This is a genomic window from Gemmatimonadaceae bacterium (assembly GCA_019752115.1).
GTDB lineage: Bacteria > Gemmatimonadota > Gemmatimonadetes > Gemmatimonadales > Gemmatimonadaceae > Gemmatimonas.
Genome location: JAIEMN010000030.1, coordinates 22,385 through 38,452, shown reverse-complemented (window position 1 = coordinate 38,452; position 16,068 = coordinate 22,385). Strand labels below are relative to the sequence as shown.

The window sequence follows — 16,068 nt, the reverse complement described above, 5'->3', positions numbered from 1 at the left end:
CGCGCGCATTCTGACATATTTCTGTCATGACGACTCGTCCCACCGCGCTGATCACCGGCGCTTCACGCGGCATCGGGCGCGCGATTGCCCATCAGTTGGCTCCCACCCATCGCCTGGTACTGGTCGCACGCGATGCCTTGGCGCTCGACACGGTCGCCGCCGAGGTTCGCTCAGGCGGTGGTGACGCCGACGTGCTCGTGCTGGATGTGGCCGACGCCTCCGCAGTTGAGGCGGCACTCACCGATCGGGCGGTGGACGTGCTGGTGCACAACGCGGGCGTTGGTGTCATGAAGCCCATGCTCGAGCTCACGCCGGCGGAGTGGCACCGCATGATGGATGTGAACGTCAACGCCCTCTTTCATGTGTCGCGGGCGCTGCTGCCGGGGATGATCGCGCGCGGACGCGGCCATGTGGTGATCATCGGGTCGATCGCCGGTCGCAGCGCCTTCGTGGGTGGCGCCGGCTATGCCACCACCAAGCACGCCGTCATGGGCTTCGCCGAGAATCTGATGCTGGAAGTGCGCGACGCCGGCGTGAAGGTCAGCGTGGTGAGTCCCGGATCGGTGGAGACCGAGTTCGCCGGCCGCCGTGGTCCCAAGGGAAGTGCGCAGCTGCTCGCCCAGGATGTGGCCGCCGCCGTCCGCAGTGTGCTGGACACGCCGCCCGAGGTGCTGCTGCATCGCGTCGAGGTGCGTATTCTGTCACCCAAGCGGCCTCGCGGCGAGGAGACGGCATGACCACGCTCCCGCCGCTGGAGCATGTCGATGTGTTGATCGTGGGAGCCGGGCTTTCGGGCGTGAGCGCGGCGTGGCACCTCCAGCACGCGTGCCCGTGGCTGTCGTACACGATCGTGGAAGCGCGCACGGCAATGGGCGGGACCTGGGATCTGTTCCGGTACCCCGGCATTCGTTCGGATTCCGACATGTACACGCTCGGCTATCGCTTCCGGCCGTGGCGCGAAGCCAAGGCCATCGCCGACGGCCCCAGCATCAAACGCTATATCGAGGAGACGGCGCGCGATGCGGGCATTGACCGGCAGGTGCGCTTCCAGCACACGCTCGTCGCCGCCTCGTGGTCGTCGGAGACCGCGCGCTGGACGGTCACGCTCGCGGTGGGCGACGAGGCACGGCCGCAGCAGATGACGTGCGGGTTTCTGTTCAACTGCAGCGGCTACTACGACTACCGTGCCGGCTACACGCCGACGTGGGAGGGGATGGCGCGGTTCCGCGGGCGCATCGTGCATCCGCAGCAATGGCCGGCGGATCTCGACTATGCGGGCAAGCGCGTGCTGGTCATTGGGAGTGGCGCGACGGCGGTGACGCTGGTGCCGGCCATGACGAGCGGCGCCGGCGCAGCGGCGCATGTGACCATGCTGCAGCGCAGCCCCAGCTATGTGGCCACGCTCCCGACCGAGGACACCATCGCGGCGACACTGCGCCGGACGCTTCCGGCGGGCGCGGCGCACATGGCGATCCGCTGGAAGAACATCCTGCGCAGCATGTTCTACTTCTGGGTCGCGCGAAATCGCCCGGAGACGTTCAAGCAGGGGTTGCGCCAGGAAGCGGTGAAGCAGTTGGGCGCGTCGTATCCGGTGGATGTGCACTTTGCGCCACGCTACAACCCGTGGGATGAGCGCCTCTGCATCATCCCCGACGGCGACCTGTTTCATGCGCTGCGCAGTGGGCGCGCCGACATCGTGACCGACCAGATCACGCACTTCACCGAACGCGGCGTTGCGCTCGCGTCGGGCGCGGAGCTCGAGGCCGACGTGATCGTCACCGCGACCGGGCTCCGCATGTCGCTCATGACCGGCGTGGCGATCACGGTTGATGGCGCGCCATTCGATCTGCGCCAGCAGTTCGTGTACAAGGGGCTCATGCTGAGCAACCTGCCCAACTTCGCCATGACGGTCGGCTATACCAACGCCTCGTGGACGCTCAAGGGCGATCTCATTGCGCAGCACGTCTGTCGCCTGCTGCGTCATATGCGCCGGCATGGGTATCGGCAGGTCACGCCACGGTGCGATGCCAATATGCCCGGGCGCTCGGTGTTTGATTTCACCTCCGGCTATGTGCAGCGCGCCCAGTCGGTGCTGCCGCGGCAGGGCGATGCCCGCCCGTGGCGCCTGTATCAGAACTATCTCAAGGATCTCATGATGTTGCGACACGGCACGGTGGCGGATCGGGCCCTTGAGTTCCGGGCGGGAACCTTCGCGGCGCCGGCGCCGGGAGCGCGCGCATGAACTCGCTGCTGCTGAGTGTCTTTCTGGCCATCGCCGCGGTCTACGTCGGGCTCGTGTGGTTCGCGTGGACCACCAAGCGCAAGGTAGAGCGTTTGGTGCCGCCGCATGGCACGTTCGTGACGGTGCAGGGGGTTCCGGTGCACTACGTGTCGCGCGGCGACGGACCCATCACGGTGCTCTGCATTCATGGACTCGCCGGCAACGCGCGGCACTTCACCGCCCACGTGCTCGAGGCGTTGAGTCAGCAGTATCGCGTGATCGTGGTGGATCGCCCGGGCGCCGGATATTCCGGTGCCTTGTCGGTCACGCCCACGCCGCAGGCGCAGGCCGCGTTTCTCGCCGCCGTCATCGAGGCGCTTGGACTCGAGCGGCCCCTGGTCGTGGGGCATTCGCTGGGCGGCGCCGTGGCCCTCGCGCTGGCGACGGAGCACCCGGAACGCGTCGCTGCGCTCGCGCTGGTGGCACCACTCACGCAAGCGCCGTCGACTGTGCCGGCCGTGTTCGCGGGCCTCGTGCTCCCCAGCGCCCTGATGCGGCAGGTGGTGGGATGGACGCTGGCCATTCCGTTGTCGATTGCGCGCCGCGATCAGGTCCTCACCGCCGTGTTCAGCCCCGAGCGGGTGCCGGCCGACTTTCCGCTGCGCGGCGGCGGACTGCTCGGGATGCGCCCCTCGGCGTTTGCCTCATCGTCCACCGATCTCATGGCGGTGACGCCGCCGGAGGTCATGGCGGCGCTGACGTCGCGCTATGCCGGCATCACGGTCCCCGTGGGCGTGTTGTATGGCACGCACGACCGCATTCTCGAGCCTCGGCTGCAGGGCGAGCGCCTGATGCAGCAGATCCCGCACGCGACGCTTGAGTGGGTGGAGATGGGTGGGCACATGCTGCCGCTCACCGTGCCCGACCGTGTCGTGTCGTTCGTGCAGGAGGTGGCGGCCCGCGTGGCTCCCGCGGCGGCCACGGCCGGTTAGGTTGCCACGATGTCTCGAGCCTTTCTTCGCGATGATGCCGAGGGCGAAATGCCGCGGCGCCACTACGATCTGCCGCCGCGTGATGATCCGGGATACGATCGCGCGGCGGCGCGGGCGTTGCTCGAGGCTGCGCGCGTGAGCGAAACGCAACTCGCCGAGCGAGCCACCGGCTACTACTGGGGCGAGCCGGTGCTTCGGCCGCATGTCGAAGAGATTCGCGCGGCCGCCGAGCGCAGTGGTGACGACCGCCTGGAGCAGCTCGCGCGGCGCTTTCTGGCGTAGCGCCAGTCCCGGTCAGCGCGTCGGCCGTGGGGCAGCGCAGCGCGCGAACACCTCGTGCGCCGTGTCGGAGTCTCCGCCCGGTTCATGACTCACGAAGAGCGCCGTATTCACGCGCGCAAATGGCACGAACGTCGAGTCGGCCGGTCGGCGGTACTCCCCGCAGATAAGAATGGTGTCGGGGTGGAGCGAGAGCGTGACGCCGCGCACGGCGAGTGACGGTCCCGTCTGCAGCTTGAGGCGGAGGAGGTCCACGGTGCGCTGCTCTTCATAGCCGAGCGTTGGCGTGGGCGCGGGCGGCGGCGTGAGCGTCGGCGCGATGGAGGCCGCGGCGGTGACGCGCAACCGCTCGCGCGCTGGCGAGAGCAGATGCTGCTGGGCCACATCGTTGGCGCCCGCGATGTTCACGGCGACCACCGGTGTGGCCTGCGTGGCCATGTAGGCCGTCAGGCTGGCCATGGACAGCACCAGCAGAATGGCGCGCGCGTGCATTGGGGGAGGTGCTCCACATGGGTCAGTCGGCTGTCGTGCCCGGCATCGCGCACGATCAGCTTCCATATTCCAATCACCAGCACGCCTAATAGACGATCGGCGAGGCCTGGCGTTAACACACGGTTCGTCCCTGCCCGACCACTACTCAAATGGGCAGGAATGTTTCACTATCTGGAAGGTAGCACGCGGACCAGGCGGCGTCGAGCGCGGCAAGGCGCCCGGTCCCCACTCGTTACGGCCGTGTGACCCGGCGCTCGGCGGGGCGGACCAGGGTCCGGTACACGACGACGGACGCGGCGGCGCAGAGCGCCTGCAGCGTGGCGAGTGAATGCGCCGTGCGGCCATCAAAGAACGTCGAGACGAGCGCGCTGACGCTGGCGCCGGTCACCATCTGCCCGGCGCTCATGAGCGCGCTGGCGACGCCGGCGACTTCGGGGACGGGCTCGAGCGCTCCCTGCACGACATTGGGGCGCACCATGCCATGGCCGATGAAGCCCAGCACGGCCAGCGGCACGATCGACACGACGCGCGCCGCACCGGCGAAGGACAGGCCGAGCATGACCAGCGCGGTGCCCAGAATGGCGGCCATCCCCCAGCCGATGAGCACGTGATGTGGTACCCCGCGGCGACTCAGGCGCGCATTGGTCAGCGCGCCGACCATCAAGCCCAGCGAGGTGCAGGCGAACAGGGCACCGTAGGCACGCTTGGAGACGCCCAGCACGCCGATCAGCACCAGCGACGAGCCGGACACGTAGGCGAACAAGGCGCCGAAGTTGAGCGCGACCATGGCAATGAATCCCACGCTGACCGGCTGTCGCAGGACGCGTGCATACCCCGCCGTCACGCGTGCGAGGTGCTCCCGGGCGCGCGAATGATCCTGTCGCTCGGTCGCGAGCGATTCATCGAGCGCGAACCACGCGGCGATGGCCAGCGTGGTCGCGCCGGCGGCCAGCACCGCGTAGATCGCGCGCCAGCCGCCCATGGCGGCCACCACGACGCCCACGGTGGGCGCGATGACCGGTGCGACGCCGGCAGCCAGATTCACGTACGACTGGCGCACGCGCGCTTCCGCGCCGGTGAACAGATCGCGCACCATGGCGACCACGATCACAAAGCCGGTCCCCGCCCCGGCGCCCATCAGCAGGCGCCAGACGAGCAGGGCGCCGAGTGAGCCGGACCACGTCGCGAAGATGCCGGCCACCGCGTAAAGCGTGGTGCCGGCGAGCAGCACCGGGCGACGGCCCAGATGATCAGAGACGGGTCCGGAGACAAGCGGGGCCACCGCGAACCCGATCATGAACGTGCTGAGCGTCAGTGCCGCGCGCCCCACCGGGACGCCGAAGGTGGCGGCGGTGTCCCCCAGGACCGGCAAGCTCATGTCAGTGGCAAACGCGGAGAGCGTCGCCAGCCCGGCGAGGAGCAGCGTGAAGAGCGGGGACGTGGCCGCGAGGCGGCGGGGAGGATGCCGGGGCGCCGGCGCGGACGAGGGCATCGGCGGAACTTAGCCGCCGGTTCGGCGACCTGGATCACACTCGTCGTGTCACGCAGCGGGCACGCGTGCACCGGGTGTGATGCGCGCTACACGGAGCGTGTGCCCGTTTTGAACAAGATGCCGTCATGATGCCGTTCGTCCCATCTCTCTCGGAGACATCATGAAGCGTAGTGCTCTTGTTCTGATCGGTGGCAGCCTGACGCTGGCCGCGTGCCGCAGCGACCTGCCGACGGCCGTGGCGCCCGGACATCAGGCGCCGTCGTTCGCCGCCAATCCCTCCCCCTCGGGTCGCTACATCGTCGCATACCGCGATGAGGTGGAGGATGACGAGGACGAGGATGATCGCCAGGAGCAGGCGCTCGGCTTCAAGACCCGCCATCGGTACAACAGCGCACTGAAGGGCTTCGCTGCCGATCTCACGCCGAGCGCGGCCGACGCGCTGGCGCGCAATCCGCGCGTGAAGTACGTGGTGCCTGATCTGAAGGCCACGATCGCGGAGGCTGGCACGCGCACGTTGACCGGATCGCAATGGGGCTTGGATCGCCTCGATCAGCAGTCCACGGCGACGCGTGACAATCTCTACGGCTATCAGAACCAAGGCGATGGCGTGGAGGTCTATATCCTCGACACCGGGATTCGCTACACGCATCAGGAGTTCGGCGGCCGTGCGCTCAGTCTGTACGACTACGTCGACCTCGACGCCGATGCGCAGGAATGTCACGGGCACGGCACGCACGTCGCCGGCACGGTGGGTGGAGCGACGGTGGGTGTCGCCAACAAGGTGACGTTGTATGGCGTACGCGTCCTCGACTGCATGGGCAGCGGTTCGTTCTCCGGGATTATCGCGGCGATCGACAGCGTGACCAAGCGGAAGCAGGCACGCCCGAACATCCCGATGGTCGGCAACATGTCGCTGGGTGGCGCGGGGGTGTATCAGCCCGTGCTCGACGCCATTGCCCGCTCGACGGCAGCCGGTGTGGTGTGGGCGATCGCGGCCGGCAACAGCAATGTCGATGCGTGCACGACGTCGCCGGCGGCGGCGCCGAGTGCGCTCACGGTGGGCGCGGCGAATGGCGCGGACACGCGTTCGAGCTTCTCGAACTGGGGGAGCTGTGTGGATCTGTTCGCCCCGGGTGAGGGGATCTGGTCATCCACGAAGACGGCCGACAACAGCTACGAGAGCTGGGCGGGCACGTCGATGGCCACCCCGCATGTGGCTGGCGTGGCGGCACTGTACCTCGCGGCGAATCCGACCGCCTCGGCGGCCCAGGTGAATGCGGCGGTGATCGGCGGCGCGACGGCCAATGTGATCACGGATCCGATGGGGAGCCCGAACCGCCTGCTGTACAGTCTCATCTCAGGCGCTGCCGTGGCACCGCCGCCGCTGGCCTCCTTTACGCTCTCGGTGACGACCACGGGGACGGGCGCGGGCAGTGTGACCGGGGCGGGCATCGCGTGCGGGACGGCCGGTACCGATTGCAGCGAGACGATCACGCAGGGTGGCACCATCACGCTGACCGCGGCGCCGGCGGCCGGTAGTACGTTCGCGGGCTGGAGCGGCAGCTGCACGGGAACGAGCGCGACGTGCACGGTCTCGATGTCGGCGGCACAGTCGGTCACCGCCAACTTCGCCACCGTGGTGCCGACGCACGTCGGCGATCTGGAGGGCGCGGTGACCGGAACCTCAAAGAGCAGCTGGTCGGCCTCCTTCAGCGTGACCGTTCACTCGGAGGCGCACGCGGCCGTCTCGGGGGCCATCGTGAGTGTCAGCTTCAGCGGCTCGACGAGCGGCAATACGTCCTGTACGACGGGATCGACCGGCCGGTGCACGATCAACCGCAGCAACATCCGTGGCACGTCCGGCTCCGTCACGTTCCGCGTGACCGGCATCAGCAAGGCGGGCACGCAGTACGTGGCCAGCCAGAACCACGACGCCAACGGCAACAGCAACGGGACCCAGTTCACCGTGACCCGCTGAGCCATCCGGTCGGATGGCGGTTCGGACGCCCGCTGGCCAGGGATGGCTGCGGGCGTTCGTCCGTTCCCCCCCGCGGGCAGGCTGGGACGAGTTGCTTAATCGCGTCCGGGCGTTTGAATCAGGGATGCCTGTTTTTCCCACCCGGCGCGATGTCCTGCGCCAGCTCGCGGCCGCCTCGGCCACGAGCCTCTGCTGGCCCGCGATGGCGCGGGCCGACCGGCTGATCGCCGGCACCACCGACCTGTTCCGCGGCCGCCCGCGCCCCACCAAAGCCCAGCTCGCGTGGCAACGCGACGAGCTCGCGCTGTTCGTGCATTTCGGGGTCAACACCTTCTCCGATCGTGAGTGGGGCGACGGCAAGGAATCGCCGGCCAGCTTCAATCCCACCGCACTCGACGCGCGGCAGTGGGCGCGCGCGGCCAAGGCCGCGGGGGCCAAGGCGATGATCCTGACGGCCAAGCACCACGATGGCTTCTGCCTCTGGCCGACCAGGACCACCACGCATTCCGTCGCCTCGAGCCCGTTTCGCGGAGGCTCCGACGATGTGGTGCGCGAGTTCGTGGACGCCTGTCGCGCCGAAGCGCTGCGGCCTGGGCTCTACTGCTCCCCGTGGGATCGCAATCACCCGACATATGGGGATTCGCCCCGCTACAACGACGTCTACATCGCGCAGATCACCGAGCTGCTCACGCAGTACGGTCCGCTCGCCGAAGTCTGGTTCGACGGCGCAAACGGCGAAGGGCCGAACGGCAAGAAGCAGGTCTACGACTGGCCGCGGGTGTGGAGCACGGTGCGCAAGCTGCAGCCGAATGCGGTGATGTTCTCCGATGCGGGGCCTGACGTGCGCTGGATCGGCAATGAACGGGGCGTGGCGGGTGAGACGTGCTGGAGCACCATTCGCCCGGAGTCGGTGCCGTACATCGGCGCCGGCGGCGACGATGTCATCGACGCCTTGCAGCATGGGCATGCCGACGGGTCGGTGTGGCGGCCGGGCGAAACCGACGTGTCGATTCGTCCCGGCTGGTTCTATCATGCCGCCGAAGATGCCAAGGTCCGCTCGCCGGAGAATCTTGCCGACCTCTTCTTCACGAGCGTGGGGCGCAACAGCAAGCTGCTGCTCAACGTCCCGCCGACGCGTGAGGGGCTCTTTCACCGCGTGGATGTGGAGCGCCTGGCCGGCATGCGGGCCACGCTCGACGCCCGGTTCGCGAATGCGCTGACGCCGCGGCAGGAGCAGTGGCATCGCCGTGACAACATGTCGGCGACGCTGACGCAGCTGTTCGCCTCGCCGCAGCGGCTCCGCACCATCGACCTGCGCGAAAGCATTGAGGATGGGCAGCGGGTGTCGCGGTGGACGCTGCGCACACTTGGTGCGGCCTCGCGCGTGATCGCGCAGGGGAGCACGATCGGGTATCGCGCGCTCCGCCGCGTGGATGTCTCCGAGGTGAGCGGGATCGAGCTGGCAATCGAGACGGTGGAGCCGCCCAAGCGCGTGCAGATGATGACGTACGCGTAACGTGCGGCGCGCGAATGGCCGAGGTCGCTCGCATGCACGCTGAAACCGGCGTTATTCAGCGCCGTATCGATTCCACACGTCTCCTCGAGACGACTCTCCCAGACACCATCAGGATCGACGATTTATGAAGACACCACTCACCGCACTGAGCGTGGCGACGCTGACGCTCGCGACCGCGCTCACCGCGCAGGCACCGGCCAAGACGGCGCCGACCGGCGCCGCACCCAAGGCCATGGCGGCCTCGAATTTCGTGGCCATCCCCGGCGCGAATGTCGTGACCGTTGTGGCGAACGACTATTCGTTCGACATGCCGGCGAGCATTCCGGCCGGCCTCACCACGATGCGCTTCAGCAACAAGGGCAAGGAGTTCCATCATCTCTACCTCGTGAAGGTGGAGAAGGGGAAGAAGCCCGACGACGTGATGGCGTGGATGAAGGCTGGTGGTCCACCGCCGAAGTGGATGCGCCCCGTTGGCGGGCCGAATGCGCCGGCACCGGCGCCGGGCGCGGAGACCGACTTCACCAGCGTGCTGGCCCCCGGGGATTACATCGCCTTCTGCGTGATCCCGAGCCCGGGTGGTCCGCCGCACATCATGAAGGGCATGATCAAGCCGCTCACGGTCACGCCGTCGAACAACAAGGCGGCCGCGCCCACCGCGGATGTCACGCTCACGCTCTCCGACTACAAGTTCGAGTTCTCGAAGCCGCTCACGCCGGGCAAGCACATTCTGGCCGTGAAGAACACCGGCAAGCAGCCGCACGAGTTCTTCTTCGCCAAGCTGAACGCCGGCAAGACGCCGGAGATGATGGCCGCGTTCGCCGAGAATCCGAACGGGCCGCCGCCGGGGATGCCGATGGGCGGGATCACCGACATCGTGCCGGGTGATGTGGTCTACCTGCAGATCGACGTGCCGGCGGGCGACTACGCGTTCATCTGCTTCGATCCCGATCCGAGCGATGGCAAGCCGCACTTCATGCACGGCATGATTCAGAAGGTCGTGGTGAAGTAAGCGCGCCTCAGCGCTTCACGAACAGCCACACCGCTGACGCAAAGCCAATGACGGACACCGCAGCGCGTACCCAGCTTTGGGGTACGCGCTGCGCCGTATGGGACATCGCGAATCCACCCACGGTGGAGCCCAGCGTCATCACCGCCGCGATGGGCCAGTTGACGAGCCCCATCGTGGCGAACGTGATCGCCGCGACGCCATTGAAGCAGATGCCGTTGAAGTTCTTGAGGCCGTTCATCTGGTGGATGTTCGTGAGCCCCATGAGGCCGAACATGCCGAGCATGACGATGCCGGCGCCGGCGCCGAAGTAGCCGCCGTAGATCGCCACCAGAAACTGCACCGTGATCATCGCGGCGGTGGGGGAGATCGGCGTTTCGTGCGGCATGTCCATGCGCCGCCGCAGCCACTTCATGAATGGCCCCTGCACGGCGAACAGCACCGTGGCCCCGAACACCAGCCACGGCACGATGCTGCGAAAGCGTTCATCGCTCGTGCGCAGCAGCAGCGCGGCGCCGCTCATGCCGCCCAGAATGCTCGGAATGGCGAGCCCCAGCGCCCACTTCCGGATCCCCGGGAGTTCGCGCCGATACCCCATCATGCTCGCGAAGGAGCCGGGCCAGAGCGCCACGGTGCTGGTGGCATTCGCGGCCACAGGCGGCACCCCCAGCCCCAACAGGGCGGGGAACGTGAGCAGGGTGCCGCCCCCCGCAATCGAGTTCACGGCGCCGCCCACGGCGGACACCAGCGCGATCACACTGAGCTGACCAATGGAGGGATTGGCGAGGAGCATCTGTGAAAGGTCGCCCACTGCGGGCGAAATTTCACCCCTGAGGAAGCCGACTAGCTACGAGCGGCCAACCCCAGGCACACCCATCCGGCAATGAAGCACACGCCGCCGAGCGGCGTGATAGCGCCGAGGGCGCGCACGCCGGTGAACGCCATCGCGTAGAGCGAGCCCGAGAAGAGCACCGTGCCCGCCACAAAGAGCCAGCCGGCGGTGTTCGCCAGCGAGCCGGGAAAGCGGCTGATCACGTAGCTCACCGCCAGCAGCGCCAGCGCGTGGTACATCTGGTAGCGCGCCCCCGTCTCGAACACCTCGAGCAGACGCGGCTCGAGCTTCTCGCGCAAGGCGTGCGCACCGAACGCGCCGGCGGCCACCGAGATACCGGCCGACCAGGCGCCGATCGTGAGGAACAGACGATCCATGATTACGCGCGCGCGGCGAGCCGCTGCTCGAGAATGCCGCTCCAGATCGCGTCGAGGGCTTCGGCCTGCGCGCTGTTGTCGTGCGACGTGCCGAGGCGGTTGGCGAGGCGGCGACGGTTCCGCTGATAGCCCTGCTCGTAGCGCGTCCGTGCCTGCTCGGGGGGCAGGTTCTTGGCGTACCAGCCGGCGACGACGCCCAACGTGGGTTCGTTGAACTGGGCCAGCGGGAGCGACCCGTCCTCGTACTGCAGCACGAGCTCCCACTCGAACGAGCGATGTTCGGCGGTGAAGCTCTGCGGATTCTCTTCAGAAGACATGCGGAATTCCAGGGAAGGGGAGTGGTGGGACACTACGGCTGTAGCAGAAACTGCAACGGTTCACGCAGGCGCGCAGCCCACGAGCGTTCGGAATGCTCGGCGCCGGGATAGACCCGCGAGACAAACTGGCGGCCTTCCGCATAGCCGGCGGCCCGCAGGCGGGCATCCATACGCGATTGATACGGGGCGTAGAGCGAGTCGAGCGTTGCCGTGCCGTGATCAAACCAGAGACGGTGCGTGGCCCGGGGGGGCAGGTGATCACCCAGCCAATCCACCATCGCCCCACCGCCCGCGGGCCAATGCGTCGAGACGCACCCGGCGCCGCCGAACACCTGCGGATACCGGGCGATCGCGTACCCGGAGATCAGCCCGCCCATGCTCGAGCCCATGACGGTGGTCGCTGCGCGGGTGGGATTGGTACGGAACTGCCGGTCGATCATCGGCTTGAGCACCTCCACCAGGAAGCGCAGGTACGCATCGCTCTGCACATCGCGCCGGGCCAGCCGCATGCCGCCGACGCCGGTGTCGAAGCTGTCGGCCACGATCGCCGCCTGCGGCATGTACTCCATGAACCGCGCCGGCGTATTCCAGATCCCCACGACGATGGTCGGTCGCACGACTCGCCTGGCGAGGAGCCCGCCGAGCACTTCGTCCACTTGCCACTCGGCGCCACCGAAGGCGAGCGCCGGGTCGAAGAGGTTCTGGCCGTCGTGCATATAGAGCACGCCGTAGCGCGGGGCGCCGGGGGCGTCGTAGCCGGCGGGGAGCCAGACGTCCACGCGGCGGGGCGCCAGGTCCTTGGCGCCCACCATCCCCAGGGTGACGGCCCGTCCGGTCGAAACGACCGGTGGGGTGAGCGGTTGGCCGCGGGTGACGGTCGGCGATGCGACCGCGAGGAGCAGCAAACCGGCAAGGCGGAGGCTCAGGCGCATGTGTGAAACCTAACGGTCGGGTTGTGCGCAGGGATGGCGGGATATTGCGCCCCCCGCGGGGCAGCCATAGCCTGCTGAGGTTGTTTCCCTGCTTCCTCCCTCGGAGCCTGCATGACCCTTTTGCGATCCCGCCTGTTCGCGGCCGCGGCCCTGCTGGCCGCCGCCAGTCGCGCCGGCGCCCAGCCGGCGGCGCCCGGTGGGCCGAACGCCGGCCTCCCCCTCAAGACGGCGCGTACCCACACGTTCACCACGTCCAAGGGGACGTGGATGAGCCTCGACGTCTCGCCCGATGGGCAGACGCTGGTCTTTGATCTGCTCGGCGACCTCTACACCATGCCGATCGCCGGCGGCAAGGCGACGCGCATCACGAGTGGGATGGCCTACGACGCGATGCCGCGCTTCTCGCCCGACGGCAAGAAGATCGTCTTTGTGTCCGACCGCTCGGGCGGCGACAATCTCTGGACGCTGTCGCTCGACCTGAAGGACACCACGCAGATCACGCGTGGCAACAACAACCTGTACGTGTCGCCGGAGTACACGCCCGACGGCAAGTACATCGTGGCCTCGCGCTCCGGCGGGCTCGGCGGCGCGGCCAAGCTGTGGATGTACAACGTGGACGGCGGCAGCGGTCTCCCGCTCGCCATCACGCCCACTCCCGCGCCCACGCAGAAGCAGCTCGGCGCGGCCTTTGGCGCGAACCCGCGCTACATCTGGTACGCGACCCGCACCGGCGACTGGCAGTACAACGCCATCGGACCGCAGTACCAGCTGGCCGTGTGGGATCGCGAAACGGGGCGCGCCACGCAGATGAGCACGCGCTTCGGCTCGGGCGCCCGTCCCGCACTATCGCCCGACGGCAAGTGGCTCGTGTACGCCACGCGCTTCGAGACCAAGACGGGGCTCATGCTGCGCAATCTCGACACGCAGCAGGAAGAGTGGCTGGCGTATCCGGTGCAGCGCGACGACATGGAATCGCGCGCGCCGATGGATGCCTATCCGGGCTACTCGTTCACCCCCGACTCGAAGGCGGTGGTGGTGACCTACGGCGGCGAGATCTGGCGGGTGCCGGTCGATCGCTCGGCGCCCACGAAGATCCCGTTCGAAGCCGAAGTGAAGCTCGAGATGGGGCCGGAAGTGAAGTTCGCCTACAAGGTGGACACGTCGGCCACGTTCATCGCGCGGCAGATCCGTGATGGCCAGCCGAGCCCCGATGGCAAGCAGTTCGCGTTCGTGGCGCTCGATCGCATCTACGTGATGAGCTTTGCCGACCAGAAGCCGGTGCGCGTCACGACCGATGCGCGGGGCGAGTTCAACCCGGTGTGGTCGCCCGATGGCAAGTCGCTCGCGTTCGTCACGTGGGAAGACGCGAAGGGCGGGCAGATCATGCGCGCCGACTACGATGTGAAGACCAAGGCGTGGAAGACGCGCGCGCTCACCTCCGTCGCCGGGCTGTACACGGATCTGGCGTGGTCGCCGACGGGGGCGCGCATCGTCGCGAGCCGCGCGGCGGCGCGTGAGATGCAGGAGGCTGGTGCGGCATTCTTCGGTCCGGTGGCCAGTGATCTTGTGTGGCTCCCGGCCACGGGCGGTGCGGTCACGATGATCATGCCGTCGGGTGGGCTGGGCAATCCGCATTTCACGAAGGACACGGCGCGCATCTTTGCCTATTCGCCGAGCGCGGGGCTGCAGAGCTTCCGCTGGGATGGCACCGACATCAAGACGCACCTGCGCGTGTCGGGGCCGATGCCGCCGGGCGCTGGCAATCTGGATGCCGCGCTGGTCGAGAAGGAGTCGCAGATCAGCTTCGGTGGCCGCGCCGCGCGTCCGCTGTCGAATGCGATGCATCTCGACGAGCTCGAGAACAACCCGACGGCGCCGCCGGCTGGGCTGGTGCTGATGTCGCCGGTGGGTGATCAGGCGCTGGCGATGGTGGGGATGGACTTCTACACCATCACCGTGCCGCAGATCGGTGCCACGGCGCCCATGGTGAGCGTGGCCGACCCGCGCAGCGCGTCGGTGCCGGTCCGGAAGCTCAACACCATCGGGGGCGAGTTCGGGAGCTGGGCGGCCGATGGCAAGAAGGTGCACTGGTCGCTGGCCAATGCGCTCTTTACCTACGATCTCGATCGCGCCAAGGTGGTGGAGGACTCGCTCAAGGCCGACGACAAGCGCAAGGCGGCGTTGCGCGCGGATACCACGAAGGCGGTGAAGGACTCGATCGCCCGCGCGGATTCCCTTGCAAAGGCCGACACGACCAAGAAGGACCCGCCGGGCTACAAGCCGGCGGAGATCCGCGTGGCGGTGACCGGAAATCGCGACCTGCCGAAGGGCGTCGTGGTGCTCCGCGGCGGCAAGGCGATCACGATGAAGGGGAAGGAGATCATCGAGAACGCCGACATCGTGGTCACGAACCAGAAGATCACGGCGATCGGCGCGCGCGGCAGCGTGACGATCCCGGCGGGCGCCAAGATCATCGATGTGAGCGGCAAGGTGATCACGCCGGGGTGGGTGGATACGCACTATCACCCGCAGTGGCTGACGCCCAACGTGCACAACTCACAGACGTGGCAGTACCTCGCCACGCTGGCGTACGGCACGACCACCACGCGCGACCCGCAGACGAGCACGACGGACTTCCTGTCGTACAGCGATCGCGTGGAAAACGGCGAGATGGTCGGCCCGCGCATCTACACGACGGGCCCCGGCGTCTTCTCGGCGGAGCCGGTGCGTGACCTGGCGCACGCGAAGGAGATTCTGACGCGCTACGCCAAGTACTACGACACCAAGACGCTCAAGATGTACATGAGCGGCAATCGCCAGCAGCGGCAGTGGATCATCATGGCCGCCAAGGAGCTGGGGATCATGCCCACCACCGAAGGCGGGCTCGATCAGAAGCTCAACATCACGCACGGCCTCGATGGCTATCCCGGCATCGAGCACACGCTGCCGATCACGCCCAAGTACGACGACGTGTTCGAGTGGTACAAGGGCACGGGGGTGACCAACTCCCCCACGCTCATCGTGGAGTACGGCGGGCCGTTCGGTGAAGGCTGGTTCTACCAGAGCGAAGATCTCCTGAACGACGCCAAGCTGCGCCGCTTCACGCATCCGGTGGACTTCGACACCAAGGTGCGCCGCCGCGGCGCGGGCAACGCGCCTGGACCGGCCGGCTTTGCGGTGAAGGAGGAGTACGCGATGTGGCAGCACGCCGCGGACCTCAAGAACGCCGTGGAGAAGGGCGCTCGCATCGGCATCGGCAGCCACGGCCAGCTCCAGGGCCTCGGCATGCACTGGGAGATGTGGCTCGTGGGCTCGGGCGGCATGAGCAACCACGACGTCCTCCGCTCCGCCACGATCGTGGGCGCCGAAGCCATCGGCCTCGGCAGCGAAGTGGGCTCGCTCGAAGTGGGCAAGTTCGCCGACCTGCTCGTGCTCGAGAAGGACCCGCTCCAGAACATCCGCAACACGAACACGCTGAGCCTGGTCATGGTGAATGGGCGGTTGTTCGATGCGAATACACTGGATCAGGTATACCCATTGGCGAAGCCGCTCGCTCGGCAGCCGTGGGCGTATACGGTGCCGACGGCGGCGGCGGGAATCCGCCCGTAAGGAGAGCCGTTTACTGGCTTGGGTA

General features: G+C 67.8%; 14 protein-coding genes. 8 read left to right on the top strand and 6 right to left on the bottom strand.

The window, feature by feature from the left end:
- Positions 1-26 precede the first annotated feature (26 nt).
- From K2R93_15160 to K2R93_15145, 4 genes are read left to right on the top strand one after another with little or no spacing between them, the layout of a single operon-like run.
- Positions 27-737: an SDR family oxidoreductase gene (locus K2R93_15160; protein ID MBY0491179.1), complete on the top strand. Its 711-nt coding sequence runs from the start codon at positions 27-29 to the stop codon at positions 735-737.
- Positions 734-2,242 carry an NAD(P)/FAD-dependent oxidoreductase gene (locus tag K2R93_15155; GenBank protein ID MBY0491178.1) on the top strand — a complete coding sequence of 503 codons (1,509 nt, stop codon included), beginning with the start codon at positions 734-736 and terminating at the stop codon, positions 2,240-2,242. Before K2R93_15160 ends, K2R93_15155 begins: the two co-directional genes overlap by 4 nt.
- Positions 2,239-3,213, top strand: coding sequence for an alpha/beta hydrolase (locus tag K2R93_15150; GenBank protein ID MBY0491177.1), 975 nt, complete (start codon positions 2,239-2,241; stop codon positions 3,211-3,213). Before K2R93_15155 ends, K2R93_15150 begins: the two co-directional genes overlap by 4 nt.
- A gap of 9 nt (positions 3,214-3,222) precedes the next feature.
- Positions 3,223-3,495 carry a hypothetical protein gene (locus K2R93_15145; GenBank protein MBY0491176.1) on the top strand — a complete coding sequence of 91 codons (273 nt, stop codon included), beginning with the start codon at positions 3,223-3,225 and terminating at the stop codon, positions 3,493-3,495.
- A gap of 12 nt (positions 3,496-3,507) precedes the next feature.
- Here K2R93_15145 and K2R93_15140 read toward each other — a convergent pair whose 3' ends face one another.
- Together K2R93_15140 and K2R93_15135 are read right to left on the bottom strand one after the other, a co-directional pair.
- A complete protein-coding gene (locus tag K2R93_15140; GenBank protein MBY0491175.1) occupies positions 3,508-3,984 on the bottom strand; it encodes a hypothetical protein in 477 nt (158 codons plus the stop codon).
- A gap of 232 nt (positions 3,985-4,216) precedes the next feature.
- Positions 4,217-5,476, bottom strand: a complete 1,260-nt coding sequence (locus tag K2R93_15135) for a multidrug effflux MFS transporter (GenBank protein ID MBY0491174.1) — start codon at positions 5,474-5,476, stop codon at positions 4,217-4,219.
- 160 nt (positions 5,477-5,636) lie between these two features.
- On the opposite strand from K2R93_15135, the gene K2R93_15130 reads away from it, so the two are divergent.
- The 3 genes from K2R93_15130 (at position 5,637) to K2R93_15120 (ending at position 9,979) form a co-directional block, all read left to right on the top strand.
- On the top strand, positions 5,637-7,454 hold the full coding sequence (locus K2R93_15130) for a S8 family serine peptidase (protein MBY0491173.1): 1,818 nt from the start codon (positions 5,637-5,639) through the stop codon (positions 7,452-7,454).
- 124 nt (positions 7,455-7,578) lie between these two features.
- Positions 7,579-8,970 carry an alpha-L-fucosidase gene (locus K2R93_15125; protein MBY0491172.1) on the top strand — a complete coding sequence of 464 codons (1,392 nt, stop codon included), beginning with the start codon at positions 7,579-7,581 and terminating at the stop codon, positions 8,968-8,970.
- Between the two features lie 124 nt (positions 8,971-9,094).
- Positions 9,095-9,979, top strand: coding sequence for a hypothetical protein (locus K2R93_15120; GenBank protein ID MBY0491171.1), 885 nt, complete (start codon positions 9,095-9,097; stop codon positions 9,977-9,979).
- Between the two features lie 7 nt (positions 9,980-9,986).
- Here K2R93_15120 and K2R93_15115 read toward each other — a convergent pair whose 3' ends face one another.
- The 4 genes from K2R93_15115 to K2R93_15100 are packed head-to-tail and all read right to left on the bottom strand — an operon-like array spanning position 9,987 to position 12,434.
- Positions 9,987-10,769, bottom strand: a complete 783-nt coding sequence (locus K2R93_15115) for a sulfite exporter TauE/SafE family protein (protein ID MBY0491170.1) — start codon at positions 10,767-10,769, stop codon at positions 9,987-9,989.
- Between the two features lie 50 nt (positions 10,770-10,819).
- On the bottom strand, positions 10,820-11,185 hold the full coding sequence (locus K2R93_15110) for a DUF423 domain-containing protein (GenBank protein MBY0491169.1): 366 nt from the start codon (positions 11,183-11,185) through the stop codon (positions 10,820-10,822).
- Between the two features lie 2 nt (positions 11,186-11,187).
- On the bottom strand, positions 11,188-11,502 hold the full coding sequence (locus K2R93_15105; GenBank protein ID MBY0491168.1) for a hypothetical protein: 315 nt from the start codon (positions 11,500-11,502) through the stop codon (positions 11,188-11,190).
- 32 nt (positions 11,503-11,534) lie between these two features.
- The gene (locus K2R93_15100; GenBank protein ID MBY0491167.1) at positions 11,535-12,434 is read right to left on the bottom strand and encodes a hypothetical protein; all 900 of its coding nucleotides are present in this window, start codon (positions 12,432-12,434) and stop codon (positions 11,535-11,537) included.
- Between the two features lie 111 nt (positions 12,435-12,545).
- Here K2R93_15100 and K2R93_15095 point away from each other — a divergent pair, with 111 nt between their 5' ends.
- Positions 12,546-16,043 carry an amidohydrolase family protein gene (locus tag K2R93_15095; GenBank protein MBY0491166.1) on the top strand — a complete coding sequence of 1,166 codons (3,498 nt, stop codon included), beginning with the start codon at positions 12,546-12,548 and terminating at the stop codon, positions 16,041-16,043.
- The last annotated feature ends 25 nt before the right edge of the window (positions 16,044-16,068 follow it).